Here is a 21706-nt window from a genome sequence, read left to right on the forward strand (position 1 = left end):
GTTATCAATTATTTAACTGCCACCGGTATACCTGGGGTTCAGAATTATTAACCCCGGCCAAAATCATATAATCACTACCTGTTTCTATACTTTTAAGGGATTTGATATTACCTTTCATATACAGTCCTGAATCCGTTCTAGGGAGGGCTGAATACCTACCCTTCCCGTCTGAGAGCAAAACTACCCCGGACAAGGCATCCAGACGTGGGGTTTCCACTTCAGTCTCATAGATATTACCTGCTAAAATCAGATCCTCAAACCCGTCCCCATTAAGATCTTTAGAAATTCCCGCAAATATTGGGATCATTTGTGCTTCCACAGGAAGCCTGCGAACCTCAAACTGACCACTTCCGAGGTTGATCAGCAAAACAGAGCTAAGGGTGTTGACCTCCTTTTCATAGCTGGCATCCAGTTCACTTCCGTAGACATCTTTAAGGCTGGCGCTGGCAAATTCGGAATAGCTGGGAAATTTTTCAGCTATAAAGGGCATTTGCTGGGAAGAGCACTCTCTTCCGCGTACCGGGACGTATTCCCCCTGGTACTTCTTGCTCAGGACGATATCGTTTGTCCCGTTTTTATCAAAATCATTGGCAAATACCTTAAACGGCTTTTCGGGGGAGGCACTGAACTTGATATTTTGCCCCGCGTTGCCAAGAATGTAATCCGGTTTGCCATCTGCATTGGCATCGGTCTGTGTAATGGAATACCACCAACCTTTCTCAGCGACACCAAGGGCTTCTGAGTCTGCCAATTGGAGCCCTGTAGCCGTATTCCTGAAAAATCCTACCGAAGTCCATTCACCTACAGCCAGGATATCTTTCCTGCCGTCCCCGTCAAAATCGGTTACAAGCAGGTCATTGATTATTCCAAAATCCTGTAAGCCGGGGGCCTTTTCAGCTGTGGCATCTCTTAGTTTCCCATCCTCATTTTCCAGGAGGAATGAAGGGGCCGAACGCGGATAGCTTTGGGCGAGGATGCGATTCCCCACAATCAGGTCCGTATCCCCGTCCTGGTCAAAATCGATAGCAGCCACTGCTTTTCCGCTAAATGCAGCTGTTGCTGGCAATACATCTTCTGCCTTACTGAAACTTCCTGCCCCGTCATTCAGATAAACTCTGTCCTGGTAGAGGGAAGAACCCTGTTCAAACTCATTGCCCCCGCTTACTACATACAGATCCAGGTCGCCGTCGGAATCCAGGTCAAAAAATACGGATTCCATATCCTCGTAGGCCTTGTCTGCATCAAATGCCGGCATTGCTGTCTTTCTGAAGCCATTTGCTGTTCCCAAAAATAAACTGGCAGTCTGCCCGGAAGCCCCTCCCATAAAAAGGTCTGTAATTCCGTCTGCGTTTACATCCGCCTGGGAGAAATAGGGGCCATAAGTAGACTGTTTGTAAGGGAGCAGGATTTCTTTGGCAAAGTCATCGTAGGGGTTTTCCTGATGTGCAACCTTCAAGCCTATTGACGATGCCGGCTGCGAGGTGAATAAGTATTTCTCTTCAGGCTGTTTTGTGGGTAGGGTTGTACCGGCGTCGGCAAAAGCCACTCTAAGGGTTTGGTTTGCCCTTACATTTCGGATGCGGTTGGATTTGCCTCCGGCCCATTCCACAAGGATGCTGTCTGCTTCCTCAGCTTTGCCCAGGCCAAAATGGGCTATGGGCTCATGGGCAGACATATAGCCGCGTACCCGCCTGACCTCAATAAATTGCGGGACTCCCTTCTGAAAGACGGTTACTTTTGGAAGCCCTTCAGATACAGGGCCTTCAGGGATGATCTTCAAATAGTTCCCCTTTTCTTTTTCCCTGCTTTGATTTTTGTAGATGAAGGCGTTTTCATCCATGTTATTGACTACCAGATCTATGTCTCCATCATTGTCCAGATCTCCCATGGCAGCCCCGTTACTGAAGGACAGGTCTCCGAGGCCCCACTGGTTTCCGTTTTCTGTAAATTCCAGGGAGCCGTGGTTTTCGAAAAGCAGGTTGGGCAATTTTTCGGAAGGCATACTTCGGTAGAGTTCTTCCTTTACAGCCAGGGGCACATTGCCTTTATACTGTTGTTTGGCCTGGAAGACACGCTGCTGCAAGTCATTGTCCAGGGCGTAACGCCTGTAGCCGTTGGTAACGTAAATATCTTTGTCGGCATCCAGGTCAAAGTCCGACATCAGCACAGACCAGCTCCAGTCTGTATTGGCCACGCCTGTTAGCTGGGCAATGTTGCTGAAATGGTTTTGGCCGTTGTTAAGCTGCAGCGAATTGTACATGTACTGATAATGGTAACCGGCAGTGTTGACCAGGTAGTCAAAACGACTAGTATTCATAGAGGCCATCAGGGTTTTGGAGCGGTAGTGGTCGCTGGAAGCCATGTCCAGAACAAAAATATCCTGCAGGGCATCGTTATTGATATCTGCCACGTCTACGCCCATTCCGTAGTAGGAGATCTGCTGGGTGTAAGTCTTGATTTCATCCCTGAAAGTACCGTTGCCCTGGTTGATAAAGAGGGCATCCGGGAGATAGTAATCGCTGGCAATGTAAATGTCCGGCCAGCCGTCTGTATTGATATCGCTTATACTCAGGCCCAATCCGAAGATGGGTCGTTCTATCCCGGCCTCTTTACTGATATCAGTAAAAGTGCCGCCATCATTTCTGTATAAATGAGAGCTGTTAAAATAGGGGGCATCCGGGTTTTTTTCAATAAGTGCCTTCAGGCTTACCGGATCTACCCCGTAGTATTCGTTTTCATTCATGACAATACAATCCAGGTCTCCGTCCCGGTCATAATCAAAGAAAGCAGACTGTGTACTGATACCCATATCCGCCAGGCCATAGGTCTCGGCAGCTTCCCTGAAACTTCCGTCCTGCTGGTTTACGTATAGGAGGTTCTTCCGGAATAGCCTTTGTTTCGGACCACCCTGTGATACATAGATGTCCAGCCAGCCATCTGAGTTGATGTCCAGAAACGTAACTCCGTTGGCCCATTGTTTTCCTTCATTGATGCCTGCCGTTTCAGACACGTCCTCGAACTGGAGATCTCCTTTGTTGAAATATAGTTTATTGGGCACCTGGTTGCCGCAGAAGAAGATATCCAGCAGACCATCGTTATTGAGGTCTGCCACCCCGGTGCCTGCTCCGTTGTAGAAGTAGTCAAAATTAAAGAGGTTTTCCAGGGAGGAGAGATCTTCCCGTATATGGTTGTTGAATAAAATTCCAGTCTCTTCTGATGGAACCTTAGCAAATACAGCAGAGGATTTATCAGAAGTTAACTCTTTGGATTGGGCAGGATTTGTCTTGTTTTCATTACAACCGACTCCGATTAGCATTAGCAGGAATAGGACAATTGAAGTACGTAGTTCTGTTGCGGTATAGTGATAACGGGATGCTGGAGTATAGCTCATTTAAAAGAAACTTTGACTTTGCAAAGATATGAATTTGTGGTGGTACGCGGCCGAGGATAGAACAGGGTAAAAAAAATCCGGCCCAAACTAGTTTGGGCCGGATCGTTATTATTATCAGGGGGAAGACTTTTTGCCTATTCCCTGTTGATTAGTTGTTAGATCTTATCCAATCTTACAACAACTTCATTTGGTGGAGGTGAACAACCACCAGATGGATCAAAATCAAAGAATGTGATCGTAAAGGAGGCATCTCCTGCTGTCTGATCGTAAGTGGTTACGACATCTGCAGAGCCTGTTTGCCCGATACTTCCATCACCACAACCAAGGCCTCCAGCAGTAATTCTACCAGAAACATTCTGGAATTCACCACATACCAGGTCAATTGACATTTCATAGGAAGAACCGAATCCTCCCGGATCGTATACAAAGTCAAAAGTCCTGTTTGTATCTCCATTGGCCACGATGGTTACAGGTTCTGTCTGGGTAAACCCATCGCCAATACCAAAAGGAGAAGAACCACTCAACTGTGTCATCGTATATTCTCCTGTAAAGAATGTTGGGTCAACAGAGCAAACCACGTTTGGTGTATACAAGAATGGCGAACTAAAGAAGGATCCTGTTAAAGTTCCCGAATTGTCTGCGAAAGAATAACGCCTGCCATCTGTTAAGACCAGTTCAAAACGAATTGAAAACTGATCACCACCTGCAAGGTCTGAACCGGACAGGCCGGTAGCAGCAAGTAATTCGGCTCCGGTGATACTAAATTCAACTCTGGGAAGACCAAATTCTCCAATTGAAAAGTCAGATCCCGGAATAGTTGTATTTAAAGACTCGGCAACTGTACTTTCTCCTCCGGTATTGTCTCGGTATCCGATGTACACTTCAACAAAATCGAGCAGTTCACCGCCTTCCTGGTCTTGTTCCTCCAGGATTACACCAAAGAAAGTATCATCAGCGATTTCTCCGGTTTCCAAATTGAAGGCAATCTCATTATTGAGAATTGACACTGTCCGCAAAACGGCTCCGCGTTCTACATTCGCCTGTACCTCATCGAACACTTTGTCACCGTCTTGACAAGCGGTAAACACAAGGGCCGACCCGGCTATTAAGGCCATTATAATTCTATTTTTAAAATGTTTCATAGTCATGATCTTTTTATTTTACTAGTATAACGGTGATCCGAGATCTGATGCATTAAACCAAAATGGTTCTTCAGTAAGGCTTTGCTTTTGGGTCAGCCCAGGATTGGTGATCACCTCATTTTGCGGATACAGGAATGTAAGCGGGAATGGTCCAGGGTTGGGTTCCCAGTTAGGTAACAAGGTATTCGGATATCCTGTTTTCCTGTAATAGGTCCAGGCTTCTACTGAACCTCCATATAAAGTGGTGAAATACTGCTCGGCGTAGATATTTTCCTTGTCATCACCTGTAGCGGCGTTAAAGGCATCTACTATTCCGTCAATATAAGCATCTACGTCATCTCCGTCCGGTTCAAAAGAAAGGTCGGCATTGGCGTCCAATGCACCGAAGGTCTGAACCTTTTCAATGGATTTTTCAAGTCCTGATCTCAGGAAGTTTGCGCGTTCGGCATCACTTGCTGCCATCATACCTCTCCAGAAATCTACGTAAGAGGCCAGTATAATAGGCTCAATACCGGCTCCGGCGCCTCCAAGGCCAAGGCCTACTCCGTCAAAGCTGTTGTCATCGAAACGCCCGCCTGCAGGATAGACTCCAACCGCAGCGCGCTTAAAGTTATCGGGAGGAGTACCTTCATCATTCCCGTGGGAACGCCCCCAGTATCCGTTTGGAACACTGCAGTAAGTATAACCTCCATCCTGATAATGCTGTGGTGGTACCACCAGTGAACAGGCCAGATCTTCTTCATTCGCAGGTGCATCGGCACCAGGAGTTGCATCTACCTGACGGTAGAAGTAGTAGCGAATTCTGGGGTCGTCGTTATTCAGCATGGTTTCCATCATCCAGTTAGACTGGTAGATATTGGCCCCGGAAGGGGTATAATCTGTAGCGTAATCTGGGTGCCTGTCATCGGGCTGTAATTCACTTGTTCCGTACTGTACCTGGAAATCATCTTCATTATCGCTGATGTAATTATCACCTGCAATAATCTGATTGAAGGCAGCTGTATTATTTGTGGTGTAATAGGCCTTCAGGCGGATGGTATTTACCAACTTAATCCATTTCTCAGTATCTCCGGCGTAAAAGATGTCAGCAGCTCCTAAATCGTCCGCTCCGTTAAGAGCAGTAGCAGCTTCATCTAAAAGACCAAGGGCTGCAGCGTAAACGCTTGAGCCTTCATCCAGGCTTGGTGCGGGAAATTCTGCAGGATTACCTGCTTCTGTAAAAGCAGCCTCTCCAAGAAAATCTACCAGCAGCATAAGCTGGTGAGCATAGAGCGTTTTAGCAACTCCGACATGGAAAGAATAATCCGTATCAGATGCTTCATCAATGGCCTCCAGGGTCTGAAGGTTGGTTAGTATACCTACTCCGGCACCGTCTCCAACACCGTTACCCCCACTACTGTAGGTACGGCTCCAAACCCCGTTCAGGGTAGAACCCGGATAGTTGTTGAAATAATCCCTACCGAACATATAATCTATTCGAACCAATTCCCCTGACCGGTCGCTCAATACCTGCATGTTGGTGGCGTAAGCCAGCTGAATGGAGGTTAGCAACAGGTTGGGATCCGCCTGGTCTGAAGCCAGGTCGTTAGGACTAACTCTCAAGTCCAGTTCTGTCGTCTCGCAGGCAGTAAATAAGCCTCCCGCGATAAAGACAATCGTAATATATTTTAGAAAACTTTTCATAATAACTATATCATTAACAATTTTTATTAGAAGGATGCTTTTACACTGATTCCGTATCTGCGAGAACTTGGACCGTTGATAAAGTCAAAGCCTCGTCCGTTACCAATACCTACCCCCTGTACGTTAGGATCAAAGTTAGCACCATCAGGCATGTTGTAGGCATCATACCAAAGGTTGAAGCCCTGAGCGGTGATGGTCAGTGATCCCAGTGGAGTTTTGTCTAACCACTTGGATGGGAAACTATACCCCAAGGATACTTCCTGCAGGCGGATTACAGAAGCGTCGTAAATACGAGTTTCAGTAGGTCCGAAGAGCAGGTTGCTGAAGAAATAGGTAGAGTTGTTGATCTGCGTATTGTTAGCAGAACCGTCAGCTTTAACTCCTGGCAGGATATAAGTATTCTCCCTGTCCTGAGTCTCAACAATCAGACCCCGTCCTAACAATACTCCAACAGTACTGGAAAGCATATCTCCACCTTTCACATGGTTGACCTGGAAACCAAGGTTCCAGTTCTTGTAGCGAAGGGTGTTGATAAAGTTCATGGTGTAGTCCGGAATAGCATCTCCAACGATTGGAACGTTCCCGTCATTATCCTGCTCTACTACTACATAGTTACCAGCATCGTTAATGAGGAAGTTGCCGTCATCGTCGCGTCCGATAGCCGTACCTACTATGGTACCCAGAGACTTTCCTTTTATAGCTGCGTTAGAACCTCTGAAGAGACCACCACCAACTGCCAAACTACCGGCGTAGGCGATGAAATCCTGCTCCTGCTCCGTTACAGTCTCATTGTTTGTAAAGAAGTTAACTCTTGAATTCCAGGTGAAATTTTCGCTCTGGAAGATATCTACTCCTAAATCTGCTTCAAATCCTTCGTTCTTGATTTCCCCGATGTTGTTTTGCGTAAAGCTAAACCCGGTGGAAGGTGAAAGAGGCTCGGTAACGATCAGGTCGTTGGTAACCCTCTGGAAGTAGGTTGCATCAATGTTAACTCTGTTGTTCCAGAAACGCGCTTCGATACCTGCTTCATATTCTTCAAGGAGCTCAGGCTTCAGATCAGGATTGGCCCTGAAGTTGTCTACCTGGTTGGTAGTCAACAAGCCTCCTGATCCGGGATCAGTAAAGATCTGTGTGCTTTGCTCCACCACGTTCACAGTAGGATAACCCGTTGGGAAAGTGGCTGAAGTACCGTAGCTGGCACGCAGCTTCAGGTAGTTCATACGGAGTGCATCATTCCAGGTTCCGTCAAAGGCCGCTATGGGCAGGAAGGAAACACTGACTCCGGGATACGTCTTACTGTTGTTTTCAGTTGTCAGGTTGGAAACCCAGTCTGTACGTGCTGAAAGGTTCAGGAAGAGATAGTTGTCATAATCCAGGGTAGCCTGTCCGAGGATACCGTTGATATTTCGCTTTCTGGAGAACTGAATGGGCGACTGATTCAGGAAGTTGAAGTGACGCTTCACCCCGAATACAATCTGTCCGGTACTGCTTACCCCTTGCTGGTCAAAGAAATCCTGACGGGAAGTAACCCCTGCAGTAAAGCTCATACCCAGCTTTTCGGAAATATCATAGTTTCCGTTCAGGGATACGAAGTGTTCCCAGATGGTGTTGTTGTTGTCATAGGTTTGGTAGAACCCGAAAATAGCCTGTGTAAATTCTACTCCACCTTTATTGGAACCGTTGATGTTTCTTTCGTTATAGAAATCCAGACCGGTTCTCCAGCCCAGTGAAAGATTCTCATTCAGTTCGTAATTTAACTGGGCATTCCAGTAAACCCTGTTTGTAAGCTGCCGGTACGTTACGTTCTTGGCAGTCCAGCGTGGGTTAATAATGTCGTTACCGTTTCGGTAGTAAACAGAAGATCCGTCTACAGGATTCTCGAAGGGAAGTCCCATCAGGTCAACCGAACGAGGCGTAAACAATACGTTACCGTAAACAGACAGACCGTCAGTACCGTTACCCCTTGAGGAGGCAATCGGAGGCGTGCGGTAATCCGTCCGTGCGTAGTTCATAGTTGCCTGGATGGAAAACTTGTTGCTCAGTTGCGAGCGACCACCCACAGAAACGTTTAATCTGTTCAGGGAGTTTCCTGGTGTAAATCCTTTGTCATCCAGGTATCCGATGTTTACATTAAAGTTTGTGTTCCCGTCCTGGGTGCTTCCGGCAATGTTTACGTTAGTGTTGGTAACGAAACCAGGTCGGAAGAACTCTTCAACAGAGTTGTAAGGCTGCCATGGATAACGCGCGCCCTGTAATTCCGGGAAGGCGTTTCGCGTGGAAGCTACGGCTGTAGTAGAGTAAGGGTGCTCCAGGGTTCCATTGTCATCAATGGCTGACTGAGCGCCCCAACCGGATACCCCGTCTCTGTCGAAGCTGGGTCCCCAGTTAGAGAAGAACCATCCGAAAGACTGGTCAAACCCGTTACCATACTTATCCTGGTAATCTGGAATGGAAGCCATTTCGTTGGTGAAGAACGACTGGTTTACAGTGATCTCCGTTTTCTTGGCGCCACCTGCAGCAGCACCTGCTTTGGTAGTAATGAGGATAACCCCGTTCTTACCCTGTGTTCCGTAAAGGGTGGCAGCAGCCAGTCCTTTCAAGACCTCAACACTTGCGATGTTGTTTGGATCCAGGTCCAGGAAACGGGAAGATCCGGTATTACCTCCGATAAAGCTACCCGTAGCGTTTGTATCATTACTGAATGGAACGCCATCTACAATAAAGAGTGCCTGGTTACTTCCACTAAAGGAACTCAGACCCCTTACGGTGATGTTGGTACCAGATCCGGACATACCCCCGGCAGAAGTAATGTTTACCCCGGAAGCTTTTCCTGAAAGTACCCGGGCAACATCCCCCTCGGCACGTTGCTCCAATTGTTCAGCACCAACCGAAGAAACAGCATAACCCAGGGCTTTCTTCTCTCGCTTAATACCCTGTGCTGTTACTATTACTTCTTCAAGCGCCTGGGCGTCCTCCTCCATCTGTACATTGATGGTGTTACCCGCACCAACGGTTCTTCGGACTGCCCTCTGACCTATATAGGTATAGAGGAGTACCTGTCCAGGGCTGGCCTGGATGGCGTAGTTTCCGTCGAAGTCGGTTTGAGTACCAGTGGTGGTTCCCTCAACTACAATGTTAACTCCAGGCAATGGCAGACCGTCCTGGTCTGTAACCGTACCTGAAATCGTTTTTTCTTGTGCAAACGAAATCTGCACAACAAACGCCAGTAACAGCGTCAAGATTCCATTCAATTTTGTTCTCATTTTTTAATTATTTGAATTAGCTAACTGCGAAAATCTTAATTTCATGTTAATAATCCAAACTTATTTTAATAAAACTTTAAGTTATACTCAGAATCATTGAAGTCTGCATTTTTAACCCCTGATTATTAGGGCATTTATATTTCTGCCGTCTGTAGTTGCGAATCTTCTAACTTCGGGTGTCTTGGGACATTTGGCTTAAAGGGAGTGTACAGTTTGTTTTTGCGCCGTAAATAAGCTTGCCGATTTCTCGACTATTTTCGGCTATACTGTTGCTTTTACCTCATCGGAACATCAATTTCATAAGTCCAAAAAAAATTATTTCAAAGAACATCCGAAAAGGGTATATATATTAATGTATAAATAACACCCTTAAGATTGAAATTTAGGGGCACTGAAAAAGCCTGCTGTATAGAAAATTCAGCACGCTTGCCATGCATCTCCGAGCCGTAATTGAAAAATCTTGAAAATTAATCGGACAGGATTTGAATTGTAGTGAATAATTACTACATTTGCCGACCCTTTAAGGAGGGTAGATTTTTATTTATTATTTATATGCCAACAATTTCACAATTAGTACGAAAAGGAAGGGCCACAATTACCAAGAAGAGTAAATCGGCTGCTTTGGATTCGTGTCCACAAAGACGAGGGGTATGTACACGTGTATACACCACCACCCCTAAGAAGCCTAATTCCGCTATGCGGAAGGTTGCTAGGGTGCGTCTGACCAATGGAAAGGAAGTGAACGCTTACATTCCAGGTGAAGGACATAACCTCCAGGAGCACTCGATAGTATTGGTTAGAGGCGGACGGGTGAAAGATTTGCCGGGTGTTAGATACCATATCGTGCGCGGAGCGCTGGATACCGCTGGGGTAGCCGGAAGGACGCAGCGCAGATCTAAGTACGGTGCCAAACGCCCCAAAAATTAGACACACATTAAGCAGTAGCAATGAGAAAAAGACAGGCTAAGAAAAGACCTTTGTTGCCAGATCCAAGATTTAACGATCAGCTGGTAACACGCTTTGTAAACATGATGATGTGGGATGGTAAGAAATCAGTTGCTTTTAAGATTTTTTACGATGCCATGGATATTGTAGAAGCTAAAAAGACCGACGAGGAGAAAACTTCCCTCGAGTTATGGAAAGATGCCCTTTCCAATATCATGCCTCACGTAGAGGTGCGATCAAGAAGGGTAGGAGGGGCAACCTTCCAGATTCCTATGCAAATTCGCCCGGACCGTAAGATTTCCACCGCAATGAAGTGGTTGATTTCCTTCTCGCGCAAGCGAAATGAGAAATCGATGGCCCAGAAGCTGGCGGCTGAAGTCCTGGCTGCGGCCAAGGAAGAAGGAGCAGCTGTTAAAAAGCGTGTAGATACGCATAAAATGGCAGAGGCGAATAAAGCATTTTCTCACTTTAGATTTTAAGATATAATGGCGAGAGATTTAAAATACACACGAAATATAGGTATTGCTGCACACATCGATGCGGGGAAAACAACTACCACGGAACGGATTCTTTTCTATACCGGGGTAAGCCACAAAATCGGTGAAGTTCACGACGGGGCAGCTACTATGGACTGGATGGAGCAGGAGCAGGAGCGGGGGATTACCATTACCTCTGCAGCAACTACCTGTACCTGGAATTTCCCTACCAAGAACGGGCAGCCTGTAGACGATACCAAACCATATCACTTTAACATTATCGACACCCCCGGGCACGTAGATTTTACCGTTGAGGTAAACCGTTCTCTGCGAGTACTTGACGGATTGGTTTTCCTGTTCAGCGCCGTTGACGGGGTGGAGCCACAGTCCGAAACCAACTGGAGGCTGGCCGATAACTACAAAGTACCCAGAATGGGCTTTGTTAACAAAATGGACCGTCAGGGATCAAATTTCCTGGCTGTTTGCCAGCAGGTAAAAGATATGCTGAAATCCAATGCCGTACCGATAGTATTGCCTATTGGTGATGAGGCGGATTTTAAAGGGGTGGTGGATCTGGTTAAAAACCGGGCCATTGTCTGGCATGAAGATAATTTAGGGGCAACTTTTGATGTTGTCGATATACCTGCAGAGATGCAGGATGAGGTTAAGGAGTACCGTGCAGCCCTTATTGAGGCTGTGGCTGAGTACGACGAAAATCTGATGGAGAAATTTTTCGAAGATGAGAATTCCATCACTGAGGATGAAGTCCACGCTGCCTTAAGAGCTGCTGTAATGGATATGAGTATCATCCCGATGATCTGTGGATCCTCATTTAAAAATAAAGGAGTTCAGTTCTTGCTGGATGCGGTTTGCCGATACCTTCCTTCTCCCCTGGACAAGGAGGCGATCACCGGAACCAATCCGGACACCGGAGCAGAAATTTCCCGTAAGCCGGATCCAAAAGAGCCGTTTTCGGCCCTGGCATTTAAGATCGCGACCGATCCTTTTGTAGGACGCCTTGCCTTCTTCCGCTGCTATTCCGGAAAACTGGATGCCGGTTCTTATGTTCTGAACAATCGTTCCGGGAACAAAGAGCGTATTTCCAGGATCTACCAGATGCACTCCAACAAACAAAATGCAGTGGAATCTATTTCCGCCGGAGACATTGGGGCAGCTGTTGGATTTAAGGATATCAAAACCGGAGACACGCTTTCAGACGAAAAGCATCCAATAGTGCTGGAAAGCATGAATTTCCCTGATCCTGTAATCGGGATCGCGGTAGAGCCTAAAACCAAGGCGGATGTGGATAAGCTTGGGATGGCACTCTCCAAACTGGCAGAGGAAGATCCGACCTTCCAGGTTAAAACGGATGAGGCCAGCGGGCAAACCATCATCTCAGGAATGGGAGAGCTGCACCTGGACATCATCGTAGACCGCCTCAGACGCGAATTTAAAGTTGAGGTAAACCAGGGACAACCCCAGGTGGAATACAAGGAAGCGCTTACCGCTGTTGCGAACCACCGAGAGGTGTACAAGAAACAGACGGGTGGTCGTGGTAAATTTGCAGACATCGTTTTTGTGATGGAGCCTGCAGGAGAAGAGGTTACCGGACTGGAATTCGTAAATGAAATCAAGGGAGGTAACATTCCTAAGGAATATATTCCATCTGTGGAAAAAGGATTCAAGGAAGCCATGAAAAACGGACCTTTGGCCGGATTCGAGATGGATAGTATGAAGATCACCCTGAAAGACGGTTCGTTCCACCCTGTGGATTCTGATTCCCTGTCTTTCGAACTGGCTGCAAAGCTGGGATATAAAACCGCTGCCAAGGCTGCCAGGGCCGTACTGATGGAGCCTATCATGAAACTCGAGGTGTTGACACCGGAAGAGAACATGGGGGACATTGTAGGGGATTTGAACCGCCGCCGTGGCCAGGTGAACAATATGTCTGACCGGGCAGGTTCTAAAGTAATCAAAGCGGATGTACCGCTGTCTGAAATGTTCGGATATGTGACCTCGTTGCGTACCCTTTCATCGGGAAGGGCCACTTCGACCATGGAGTTCTCTCACTATGCGGAAACTCCTTCGAATATCGCAGAGGAAGTGATCAAATCAGTGAAAGGTGTAACCGCTTAATTAAGGAGTGATGAGTCAGAAAATCAGAATCAAATTAAAGTCTTACGATCACAACCTGGTAGATAAGTCTGCGGAGAAGATTGTAAAAACGGTAAAGACTACCGGAGCGGTGGTAACGGGACCTATTCCGCTGCCTACGCATAAAAAAATATTCACCGTGTTGCGTTCGCCTCACGTGAATAAAAAGTCCAGGGAGCAATTCGAGCTAAGCTCATATAAGCGATTGCTGGATATATACAGTTCCTCCTCCAAAACCATTGATGCGCTCATGAAATTAGAGCTGCCCAGTGGCGTAGAGGTTGAAATTAAGGTCTGATAAAGGCCAGTGAAGGGCGCGGGCCCTTCCTGACATGTCCTGAGCGTTGAAGCAAGGGAAAAACGGAAACAAAAATACATTCGGGGTCGAATTATTTTTGGCCCTGTTTTTTTGTCGGAAAGTTGTGATTAAATATTGTGTATAACGGGATGTAAGGTCCGGTTCAAATGAATCCAAGACCTGAAGTCTCATAATTTTAATTTAAATAAATAGTATGTCTGGGTTAATCGGAAGAAAAGTAGGCATGACCAGCATCTTTGACGAGAACGGGAAGAATATCCCCTGTACCGTTATTGAGGCAGGACCATGCATAGTTACCCAAGTCAGAACCGAAGAGGTAGACGGGTATAAAGCCCTTCAACTCGGTTTCGATGACAAGGCAGAAAAGCGTGCAAACAAGGCCGAAAACGGTCATTTTAAGAAAGCAGGCACTTCTCCAAAGAAAAAAGTTGTCGAGTTCCGTTATTTTGAAGGTGAGTACAAATTAGGAGACATCCTAGGGGTGGATCTGTTCAAGGAAGGGGAATTTGTGGATGTTATCGGCACCAGCAAAGGAAAAGGCTTCCAGGGGGTAGTTAAGCGGCACGGTTTCGGCGGTGTTGGACAGGCTACTCACGGGCAGCACAACCGCCTCAGGGCTCCCGGATCCATCGGAGCGGCATCTTATCCCGCACGAGTTTTCAAAGGAATGAAGATGGCCGGACAAATGGGTAATGAGCGGGTTACCGTTCAGAACCTCCGGGTATTGAAAGTTGTTCCTGAAAAGAATCTTTTAGTTGTTAAAGGATGTGTTCCCGGTCATAAGAACGCATACATAACCATTGAGAAGTAATGAAGGTATCAGTTTTAGACATTAAGGGAAAAGAGACCGGCCGAAAAGCAGAGCTTTCGGATGCAGTCTTCAAAATAGAGCCCAACGAGCACGCCATTTACCTGGATGTTAAGCAATATCTGGCGCATCAGCGCCAGGGTACGCACAAAACCAAGGAGCGCGCAGAAATTGTAGGTAGTACCCGCAAGATTAAAAAGCAAAAAGGTACAGGAACCGCAAGGGCTGGAAGTATCAAATCTCCGGTTTTTCGTGGGGGAGGAAGAATCTTCGGCCCCAGGCCTAAAGATTATACCCAGAAGCTCAACAAAAACGTAAAGCGCCTTGCCCGTAAATCGGCATTGAGCATGAAGTCTCAGGAAAATGCCATCATGGTAGTGGAAGACTTTACTTTTGAGCAGCCCAAGACCAAAGATTTTGCTGCGGTCCTCAAAGCACTGGGCCTTGAGAACAAAAAGTCCCTGATAGTGTTGGGCGATTCAAATAATAACGTATATTTGTCGTCGCGTAATTTCAAAGGGTCTGAAGTTGTAACTAACTCAGAATTAAGCACTTATAAAATATTAAACGCGAACAGCGTTGTCTTGTTGGAAGGTGCTTTAGAAGGAATCGAAACGAATCTAAATAATTAAGAAATCATGAGTGTGTTGATTAAACCCATCATTACTGAGAAAATGACCTCTGATAGTGAGTTGTACAACCGCTATGGTTTCATCGTAGATCCGTCTGCCAACAAGCTGCAGATTAAAGCTGCAGTAGAGGCGACCTACGGTGTTTCGGTTACCAAAGTGCGCACCATGAATTATGGACCTTCCCGCAAAACCCGCTATACTAAAACGGGATTGCAGCAAGGGAAGTCCAACGCATTCAAAAAAGCCATTGTAGACGTGGAGGATGGTGATGTAATTGATTTTTACAGTAATCTATAAAGACACGGCATGTCAGTTAGAAAATTAAAACCAATAACCCCCGGACAGCGCTTTAAAGTAGTAAACGGCTTTGATGCCATCACTACAGACAAGCCTGAAAAAAGCTTGCTTGCTCCGATTAAGAAATCAGGAGGGCGTAATAAGCAGGGGAAGATGACCATGCGCTACAAAGGTGGTGGTCACAAAAGAAGATATCGTGTAATCGATTTCAAAAGGGATAAGCAGGATGTGGCTGCAGAAGTCAAATCCATTCAGTACGATCCAAACCGGACTGCTTTTATAGCCCTGGTTGAATACACTGATGGCGAAAAACGCTACATCATTGCTCCTAACGGACTGCAGGTAGGGCAGCAGATCAAAGCCGGTTCCGGTTCTGCGCCTGAAATTGGAAACGCTCTTCCTCTTTCGGAAATTCCTCTGGGAACTATTATCTCAGGGATAGAGTTGCGCCCGGGACAGGGAGCCGTGATGGCCAGAAGCGCAGGGACCTTTGCACAATTAATGGCAAGGGAAGGCAAATATGCCACCATCAAACTGCCTTCAGGTGAGACACGGATGATCCTGGTAAACTGCCTGGCAACCATCGGAGCGGTTTCAAACTCTGACCACCAGCTGATCGTATCCGGGAAAGCCGGTCGCAGCCGCTGGTTGGGAAGAAGGCCGCGTACCCGTCCGGTAGCCATGAACCCTGTAGATCACCCAATGGGTGGTGGAGAAGGTCGTGCCTCCGGAGGACACCCGAGATCCAAAAAAGGTATTCCTGCCAAAGGATTCAGGACTCGTTCCAGAACCAAGGACAGCAACCGATATATATTAGAACGCAGAAAGAAATAAAACGAATTATAAATGGCACGTTCCCTAAAAAAAGGACCATACGTTCATTACAGTCTTGAAAAGAAAGTTCAGCAAAACCTGGACTCCGGGAAGAAAACCGTAATCAAGACCTGGTCAAGAGCATCGATGATCACCCCGGATTTTGTGGGGCAGACAATTGCAGTACACAATGGACGTCAGTTTGTTCCTGTGTTTGTTACTGAGAACATGGTAGGTCACAAGTTGGGTGAGTTTTCACCAACCCGATCGTTCCGAGGACATGCTGGGGCTAAAAATAAAGGTAAAAGATAAACGCTATGGGTGTTCGCAAAAAACAGATGGCGGAGAGAATCAAGGAGGAGAAAAAACAGTTGGTATTTGCCAAACTGAACAATTGTCCTACCTCTCCAAGGAAAATGAGATTGGTTGCCGACCTGGTGCGTGGGGAAGAAGTGGAGAAGGCTCTGGCTATTCTTCGATTTAACCCAAAAGAAGCTTCTCGCAGGCTGGAAAAACTGCTTTTGTCAGCTATTGCTAACTGGCAGGCCAAAAACGAGGATGCCAATATTGAGGAGGCAGATTTGTTTGTAAAGGAAATCCGTGTAGACAGCGGGCGCATGCTGAAGCGATTGCGTCCAGCCCCTCAGGGAAGAGCACACAGAATCAGAAAGAGATCCAATCATGTAACCCTGGTATTGGGAGCCAGAAATAACGCAGATAGTTAAGAAATATGGGACAAAAAACGAATCCGATAGGTAATCGTCTGGGAATCATCCGTGGTTGGGAATCCAACTGGTACGGAGGAAATGATTACGGAGACAAATTGGCAGAAGACGATAAGATCCGTAAGTATATCCACGCCCGTCTGGCCAAGGCCAGTGTTTCCAGGGTGATCATTGAGAGGACCCTGAAGCTTATCACTGTGACCATTACAACAGCCCGTCCCGGAATCATTATCGGGAAAGGCGGTCAGGAGGTTGACAAGCTTAAAGAAGAATTAAAAAAGATTACGGACAAGGAAGTCCAGATCAACATATTTGAAATCAAAAGGCCCGAAGTGGATGCGAATTTGGTTGCAGCCAGTATCGCCAGACAGATCGAAAGCCGGATTTCTTACCGCCGCGCAATCAAGATGGCTATAGCAGCTGCAATGCGTATGAACGCGGAAGGGATTAAAGTAATGATTTCAGGACGTTTGAACGGAGCTGAAATGGCGCGTTCGGAAACTTATAAAGACGGCCGGATCCCATTATCAACTTTCCGTGCAGACATCGATTATGCCCTGCACGAAGCTCACACTACCTATGGAAGACTGGGAGTTAAAGTGTGGATCATGAAAGGTGAGGTATACGGCAAGCGCGAGCTCTCCCCATTAGTTGGCATGTCCAAGGGAACGGGAGGCAGCAAGTCAGGAAAACCTGAAGGAGGAAAAAAACGTCGCAGAAAGTAATTTAAAGAAGCGTAAAGAACCATGTTACAGCCAAAAAGAACCAAGTTTCGGAAGGCGCAGAAAGGCCGGATGAAAGGAAATTCTCAAAGAGGGCATCAGCTTTCAAACGGGATGTTCGGAATCAAATCGTTGGATTCCTGTTTTATCACTTCCCGTCAGATTGAAGCAGCCCGTATTGCTGCCACGCGTTACATGAAGCGCCAGGGACAGCTATGGATCAAGATTTTCCCGGATAAACCGATAACCAAAAAACCGCTGGAGGTACGTATGGGTAAAGGTAAAGGAGCCCCGGAATATTTTGTGGCCGTGGTAAAACCGGGCCGTATCATGTTCGAGGTTGCCGGAGTGCCTTTGGATATTGCTCAGGAAGCTCTGCGACTGGCAGCTCAGAAATTACCGGTTAAAACAAAATTTATAGTGGCCAGGGATTACGATCCCTCATAATAATCCAGGACGATGAAACAGTCAGAGATCAAAGAAATGTCAGCAGAGGAGCTGGCGGAAAAAATAAGCGATTTTAAGAAACAATACGAGGATCTTAAAATGGCCCACGCAGTAACTCCGCTCGAAAACCCGCTGCAATTGAGAAAGATGAGAAGGACCGTAGCCCGGTTGGCAACTGAAATAACAAAAAGGGAGAACCAATAATTGGTGTTGCTTTATGGAAAACAGAAATTTAAGAAAAGAACGAGTAGGCGTTGTGACCAGCAACAAAATGGAGAAATCCATAGTGGTGGCTGAAGTCAAGCGGGTAAAGCACCCCATGTACGGGAAATTCGTACTGCGGACAAAAAAATATGTTGCACACGACGAAACCAATGATTGTAACATAGGGGATACCGTGAAAATCATGGAAACCCGCCCTATGAGCAAAACCAAGTGTTGGAGATTGGTAGAAATCCTTGAAAGAGCCAAATAATTATGTTACAGCAAGAATCAAGACTCAGAGTAGCAGATAACACCGGGGCAAAAGAAGTTTTGACCATCCGTGTGCTGGGGGGAACCAAAAGAAGGTACGCCTCCCTGGGAGATAAGATCGTGGTAACGGTTAAGGAGGCAACTCCTAACGGAACCATCAAAAAAGGTGCAGTTTCTACTGCCGTAGTGGTCCGAACCACTAAAGAAGTTCGCAGACCAGACGGATCTTATATCCGCTTTGACGACAATGCCTGTGTATTGCTGAACCCTCAGGGGGAGATGCGCGGCACCAGGGTTTTTGGCCCTGTAGCACGGGAATTGCGAGATAAACAATTTATGAAAATCGTTTCCTTGGCTCCCGAGGTACTTTAAAGAAGACTGAAATGAAAATTAGGATTAAATCTGGAGATACTGTTCGCGTCGTTGCCGGAGACCATAAGGGTAGCGAAGGCAAGGTGGTCCGAATCCTTCGGGATAAGAACAAGGCCATCGTGGAAGATGTGAACATTGTATCCAAGCACGAAAAGCCCAGTGCCGGCAATCCGCAGGGAGGCATTGTCAAGAAAGAGGCGCCTATTCATATTTCAAACCTGTCGCTGATTGACCCGAAATCCGGGGAATCAACACGGGTAGGTTACGAAATGCGCGATGGGAAGAAAGTTCGCGTTGCCAAGAAATCCAATGAAGTAATATAGTTATGGCCTACGTACCAAGATTAAAGAAAGAATATAAGGAGCGCATCATGAAGGCGCTTACCGAGGAGTTTGGCTATTCCAATGTTATGGAGGTGCCCAAGCTGCAGAAAATAGTTGTAAGCCGCGGAGTGGGAGCTGCAGTAGCAGATAAAAAACTCATAGACCATGCGGTGGACGAACTGACCATGATCACCGGACAGAAAGCGGTATCTACAATGTCCAAAAAGGACGTGGCTGCTTTCAAACTGCGGAAAGGCATGCCTATCGGTGCAAAAGTAACCCTCAGGGGAGAACGGATGTACGAATTCCTGGACAGGCTGGTTACCACGGCTTTACCAAGGGTTCGTGATTTCCAGGGCATCAAGGCTACCGGGTTTGACGGACGTGGAAATTATAACTTAGGGGTTACCGAGCAGATCATATTCCCCGAGATCAATATTGACAGGATCAACCGTATCAACGGGATGGATATCACCTTTGTGACATCAGCTCAGACTGACAAGGAAGCGAAATCACTATTAAGCGAATTGGGGTTACCCTTTAAAAAGAATTAGTATGGCTAAAGAATCAATGAAAGCCCGTGAACGCAAAAGGGCCAAAATGGTAGCAAAATATGCAGAGAAGCGCAAGGCTCTGAAAGAAGCCGGCGACTACGAAGCCTTGCAGAAATTGCCAAAAAACGCCTCCCCGGTACGTTTGCACAACCGTTGTAAGCTCACCGGACGTCCTAAGGGATACATGCGCACTTTCGGAATTTCCAGGGTGATGTTCCGCGAAATGGCAAACCAGGGATTGATTCCAGGTGTAAAGAAAGCAAGTTGGTAATCGCATAATACGAAGAAAGATGTTTACAGATCCAATCGCAGATTATTTGACCCGAATTCGAAATGCCAGTAGGGCAGGTCACAGGGTAGTGGAGGTTCCGGCTTCCAATTTGAAAAAGGAGATTACCAAGATATTATTTGATCAGGGGTATATCCTCAGCTATAAGTTTGAGGATGACCAGGCTCAGGGTAGCATCAAGATCGCTTTGAAATACGACAAGGTAACCAAAGAGCCTGTTATTCGTAAAATACAGCGAATCAGTAAACCAGGGCTCCGGAAATATTCCGGGTCTGAAGAGCTGCCCCGCGTTTTAAATGGCCTCGGAATTGCTATTGTTTCAACCTCTCACGGGGTAATGACCAGCAAGCAGGCCAAAAAAGAAAAAGTAGGCGGAGAGGTTCTGTGCTACGTGTATTAATAGAAAGAATTATAAAGTTTCAGAAGCATGTCTAGAATAGGTAATAATCCGATAGCCATTCCCGAAGGAGCTACCGTTGAGGTTTCAGATAATCTGATAACCGTAAAGGGGAAGCTTGGGGAACTGACCCAGGAATTTTCTGATGTAACGGTATCGGTTGCCGATGGAGAAGTGGTTGTAAACCGCAATTCTGAATCCAAGGCACACAAAGCCAAACACGGCCTGTACCGCTCCCTGATCAACAACATGATCAAAGGGGTTACCACCGGATGGACCAAAGAACTGGAATTGGTAGGGGTTGGATATCGCGCCAGCAACCAGGGACAGAAATTAGATTTGGCACTTGGGTTTTCTCACAATATAGTGCTTGACCTGGCACCTGAGGTGAAAGTGGAAACCACTTCGGAAAAGGGAAAGAACCCGATCATTAAACTTACCTCTCACGACAAGCAGCTGGTAGGTCAGATCGCCGCTAAAATCCGCTCCTTCCGCAAGCCTGAACCATACAAAGGTAAAGGGATCAAGTTTGTAGGAGAGCAATTGAGAAGAAAAGCAGGTAAATCAGCTTAATATAAAGTAGAATGGGACTAACGAAGCCTGAAAGAAGGAACAGAATTAGAAGACGCATACGAAAGACATCTTTTGGAACAACCGAAAGACCTCGCCTATCTGTTTACAGAAGCAATAAGGAGATCTATGCGCAGATCATTAATGATGTAACAGGGGAAACCCTGGTTGCGGCCTCTTCCAGAGACAAGGAGTTGGAAAAAGCCAAAGGAACAAAGTCTGAGATCGCTGTTGCAGTTGGCAAGGCGTTGGCTAAAAAAGCCCAGACTGCCGGAATAGAAGCGGTTGCATTTGATCGCGGCGGCTATCAATATCACGGAAGAGTTAAATCGTTAGCAGAAGGTGCCAGAGAAGGCGGCTTAAAATTTTAATATATGTACGGGAAATACAAAAATGTGGAAACTGTAAAGCCCGGTGGTCTTGAATTAAAGGACCGCCTGGTTGGTGTACAACGGGTTACCAAGGTAACCAAAGGAGGCCGGGCCTTCGGATTCTCTGCCATTGTTGTGGTAGGAGATGAGAACGGTGTGGTTGGTCATGGCTTGGGGAAATCCAAGGAGGTGGCAACAGCTATTGCGAAGGCAATAGAAGATGCCAAGAAAAACCTGATCAGAATCCCGTTGAACAAAGGCACCCTGCCACACGAGCAAAAAGGTAAATACGGAGGGGCACGGGTATATATCCAGCCAGCTTCACACGGTACCGGGGTTATCGCCGGTGGTGCTGTTCGCGCGGTACTGGAGGCCGTTGGAGTTCAGGACGTACTGTCCAAATCCCAGGGTTCTTCCAATCCACACAACGTGGTAAAAGCAACCTTTGATGCTTTGTTGCAACTGAGGGATGCCAATACGGTAGCCAAACAAAGAGGTATTTCTCTGGATAAAGTTTTCAACGGATAAGCAGGCGAACC

General features: G+C 46.7%; 26 protein-coding genes. 22 read left to right on the plus strand and 4 right to left on the minus strand.

Annotation, left to right across the window (positions count from 1 at the left end; genetic code table 11):
- Window positions 1-4: 4 nt before the first annotated feature.
- The 4 genes from ACT6NV_RS09725 to ACT6NV_RS09740 form a co-directional block, all read right to left on the minus strand.
- Window positions 5-3391: a VCBS repeat-containing protein gene (locus ACT6NV_RS09725; protein ID WP_445384277.1), complete on the minus strand. Its 3387-nt coding sequence runs from the start codon at window positions 3389-3391 to the stop codon at window positions 5-7.
- Between the two features lie 155 nt (window positions 3392-3546).
- Window positions 3547-4533, minus strand: coding sequence for a hypothetical protein (locus tag ACT6NV_RS09730; RefSeq protein ID WP_445384278.1), 987 nt, complete (start codon window positions 4531-4533; stop codon window positions 3547-3549).
- A 21-nt stretch (window positions 4534-4554) separates the two neighbouring features.
- The gene (locus ACT6NV_RS09735) at window positions 4555-6216 is read right to left on the minus strand and encodes a SusD/RagB family nutrient-binding outer membrane lipoprotein (protein ID WP_445384279.1); all 1662 of its coding nucleotides are present in this window, start codon (window positions 6214-6216) and stop codon (window positions 4555-4557) included.
- 26 nt (window positions 6217-6242) lie between these two features.
- Window positions 6243-9479, minus strand: a complete 3237-nt coding sequence (locus tag ACT6NV_RS09740) for a SusC/RagA family TonB-linked outer membrane protein (protein ID WP_445384280.1) — start codon at window positions 9477-9479, stop codon at window positions 6243-6245.
- A gap of 552 nt (window positions 9480-10031) precedes the next feature.
- Here ACT6NV_RS09740 and rpsL point away from each other — a divergent pair.
- From rpsL to rpsE, 22 genes are all read left to right on the plus strand, one after another.
- On the plus strand, window positions 10032-10406 hold the full coding sequence (gene rpsL / locus ACT6NV_RS09745) for a 30S ribosomal protein S12 (protein ID WP_014032016.1): 375 nt from the start codon (window positions 10032-10034) through the stop codon (window positions 10404-10406).
- 20 nt (window positions 10407-10426) lie between these two features.
- Window positions 10427-10903, plus strand: coding sequence for a 30S ribosomal protein S7 (gene rpsG, locus ACT6NV_RS09750; RefSeq protein WP_445381437.1), 477 nt, complete (start codon window positions 10427-10429; stop codon window positions 10901-10903).
- Between the two features lie 6 nt (window positions 10904-10909).
- Window positions 10910-13036, plus strand: coding sequence for an elongation factor G (gene fusA / locus ACT6NV_RS09755; protein ID WP_445384281.1), 2127 nt, complete (start codon window positions 10910-10912; stop codon window positions 13034-13036).
- Window positions 13037-13046: 10 nt separating this feature from the next.
- Complete coding sequence (gene rpsJ / locus ACT6NV_RS09760) at window positions 13047-13352, plus strand: 30S ribosomal protein S10 (protein WP_013073266.1); 306 nt, start codon at window positions 13047-13049, stop codon at window positions 13350-13352.
- A 214-nt stretch (window positions 13353-13566) separates the two neighbouring features.
- A complete protein-coding gene (gene rplC, locus ACT6NV_RS09765; protein ID WP_445384282.1) occupies window positions 13567-14184 on the plus strand; it encodes a 50S ribosomal protein L3 in 618 nt (205 codons plus the stop codon).
- Window positions 14184-14813, plus strand: a complete 630-nt coding sequence (rplD, locus tag ACT6NV_RS09770; RefSeq protein ID WP_445381440.1) for a 50S ribosomal protein L4 — start codon at window positions 14184-14186, stop codon at window positions 14811-14813. The genes rplC and rplD overlap by 1 nt, the downstream gene beginning before the upstream one ends.
- A 6-nt stretch (window positions 14814-14819) precedes the next feature.
- Window positions 14820-15110 carry a 50S ribosomal protein L23 gene (rplW, locus tag ACT6NV_RS09775; protein ID WP_445384283.1) on the plus strand — a complete coding sequence of 97 codons (291 nt, stop codon included), beginning with the start codon at window positions 14820-14822 and terminating at the stop codon, window positions 15108-15110.
- Between the two features lie 9 nt (window positions 15111-15119).
- Window positions 15120-15944: a 50S ribosomal protein L2 gene (rplB, locus tag ACT6NV_RS09780; protein ID WP_445384284.1), complete on the plus strand. Its 825-nt coding sequence runs from the start codon at window positions 15120-15122 to the stop codon at window positions 15942-15944.
- 12 nt (window positions 15945-15956) lie between these two features.
- Window positions 15957-16235, plus strand: a complete 279-nt coding sequence (rpsS, locus tag ACT6NV_RS09785) for a 30S ribosomal protein S19 (RefSeq protein ID WP_445384285.1) — start codon at window positions 15957-15959, stop codon at window positions 16233-16235.
- Window positions 16236-16240: 5 nt separating this feature from the next.
- The gene (gene rplV, locus ACT6NV_RS09790; protein ID WP_445381444.1) at window positions 16241-16648 is read left to right on the plus strand and encodes a 50S ribosomal protein L22; all 408 of its coding nucleotides are present in this window, start codon (window positions 16241-16243) and stop codon (window positions 16646-16648) included.
- A 5-nt stretch (window positions 16649-16653) separates the two neighbouring features.
- The gene (rpsC, locus tag ACT6NV_RS09795; protein ID WP_445381445.1) at window positions 16654-17373 is read left to right on the plus strand and encodes a 30S ribosomal protein S3; all 720 of its coding nucleotides are present in this window, start codon (window positions 16654-16656) and stop codon (window positions 17371-17373) included.
- Between the two features lie 21 nt (window positions 17374-17394).
- Complete coding sequence (gene rplP / locus ACT6NV_RS09800) at window positions 17395-17817, plus strand: 50S ribosomal protein L16 (RefSeq protein WP_445381446.1); 423 nt, start codon at window positions 17395-17397, stop codon at window positions 17815-17817.
- 12 nt (window positions 17818-17829) lie between these two features.
- Window positions 17830-18021 carry a 50S ribosomal protein L29 gene (rpmC, locus tag ACT6NV_RS09805; protein ID WP_445381447.1) on the plus strand — a complete coding sequence of 64 codons (192 nt, stop codon included), beginning with the start codon at window positions 17830-17832 and terminating at the stop codon, window positions 18019-18021.
- Between the two features lie 13 nt (window positions 18022-18034).
- Window positions 18035-18292, plus strand: a complete 258-nt coding sequence (rpsQ, locus tag ACT6NV_RS09810) for a 30S ribosomal protein S17 (protein ID WP_445381448.1) — start codon at window positions 18035-18037, stop codon at window positions 18290-18292.
- 2 nt (window positions 18293-18294) lie between these two features.
- Window positions 18295-18663 carry a 50S ribosomal protein L14 gene (gene rplN / locus ACT6NV_RS09815; RefSeq protein WP_445381449.1) on the plus strand — a complete coding sequence of 123 codons (369 nt, stop codon included), beginning with the start codon at window positions 18295-18297 and terminating at the stop codon, window positions 18661-18663.
- A gap of 11 nt (window positions 18664-18674) precedes the next feature.
- Complete coding sequence (gene rplX, locus ACT6NV_RS09820; protein WP_445384286.1) at window positions 18675-18986, plus strand: 50S ribosomal protein L24; 312 nt, start codon at window positions 18675-18677, stop codon at window positions 18984-18986.
- Between the two features lie 2 nt (window positions 18987-18988).
- Window positions 18989-19540: a 50S ribosomal protein L5 gene (rplE, locus tag ACT6NV_RS09825; RefSeq protein WP_445384287.1), complete on the plus strand. Its 552-nt coding sequence runs from the start codon at window positions 18989-18991 to the stop codon at window positions 19538-19540.
- Window position 19541: 1 nt separating this feature from the next.
- Window positions 19542-19811: a 30S ribosomal protein S14 gene (gene rpsN / locus ACT6NV_RS09830; protein ID WP_445381452.1), complete on the plus strand. Its 270-nt coding sequence runs from the start codon at window positions 19542-19544 to the stop codon at window positions 19809-19811.
- Window positions 19812-19830: 19 nt separating this feature from the next.
- Window positions 19831-20229 (plus strand): 30S ribosomal protein S8, encoded by a 399-nt coding sequence (rpsH, locus tag ACT6NV_RS09835; RefSeq protein WP_445384288.1) that lies wholly within the window; start codon window positions 19831-19833, stop codon window positions 20227-20229.
- 27 nt (window positions 20230-20256) lie between these two features.
- Window positions 20257-20799 (plus strand): 50S ribosomal protein L6, encoded by a 543-nt coding sequence (gene rplF / locus ACT6NV_RS09840; protein ID WP_445384289.1) that lies wholly within the window; start codon window positions 20257-20259, stop codon window positions 20797-20799.
- Between the two features lie 11 nt (window positions 20800-20810).
- Complete coding sequence (gene rplR, locus ACT6NV_RS09845) at window positions 20811-21167, plus strand: 50S ribosomal protein L18 (protein ID WP_445384290.1); 357 nt, start codon at window positions 20811-20813, stop codon at window positions 21165-21167.
- Between the two features lie 3 nt (window positions 21168-21170).
- On the plus strand, window positions 21171-21695 hold the full coding sequence (gene rpsE / locus ACT6NV_RS09850) for a 30S ribosomal protein S5 (protein WP_445381456.1): 525 nt from the start codon (window positions 21171-21173) through the stop codon (window positions 21693-21695).
- The last annotated feature ends 11 nt before the right edge of the window (window positions 21696-21706 follow it).

This window comes from Robiginitalea insularis (assembly GCF_052497835.1).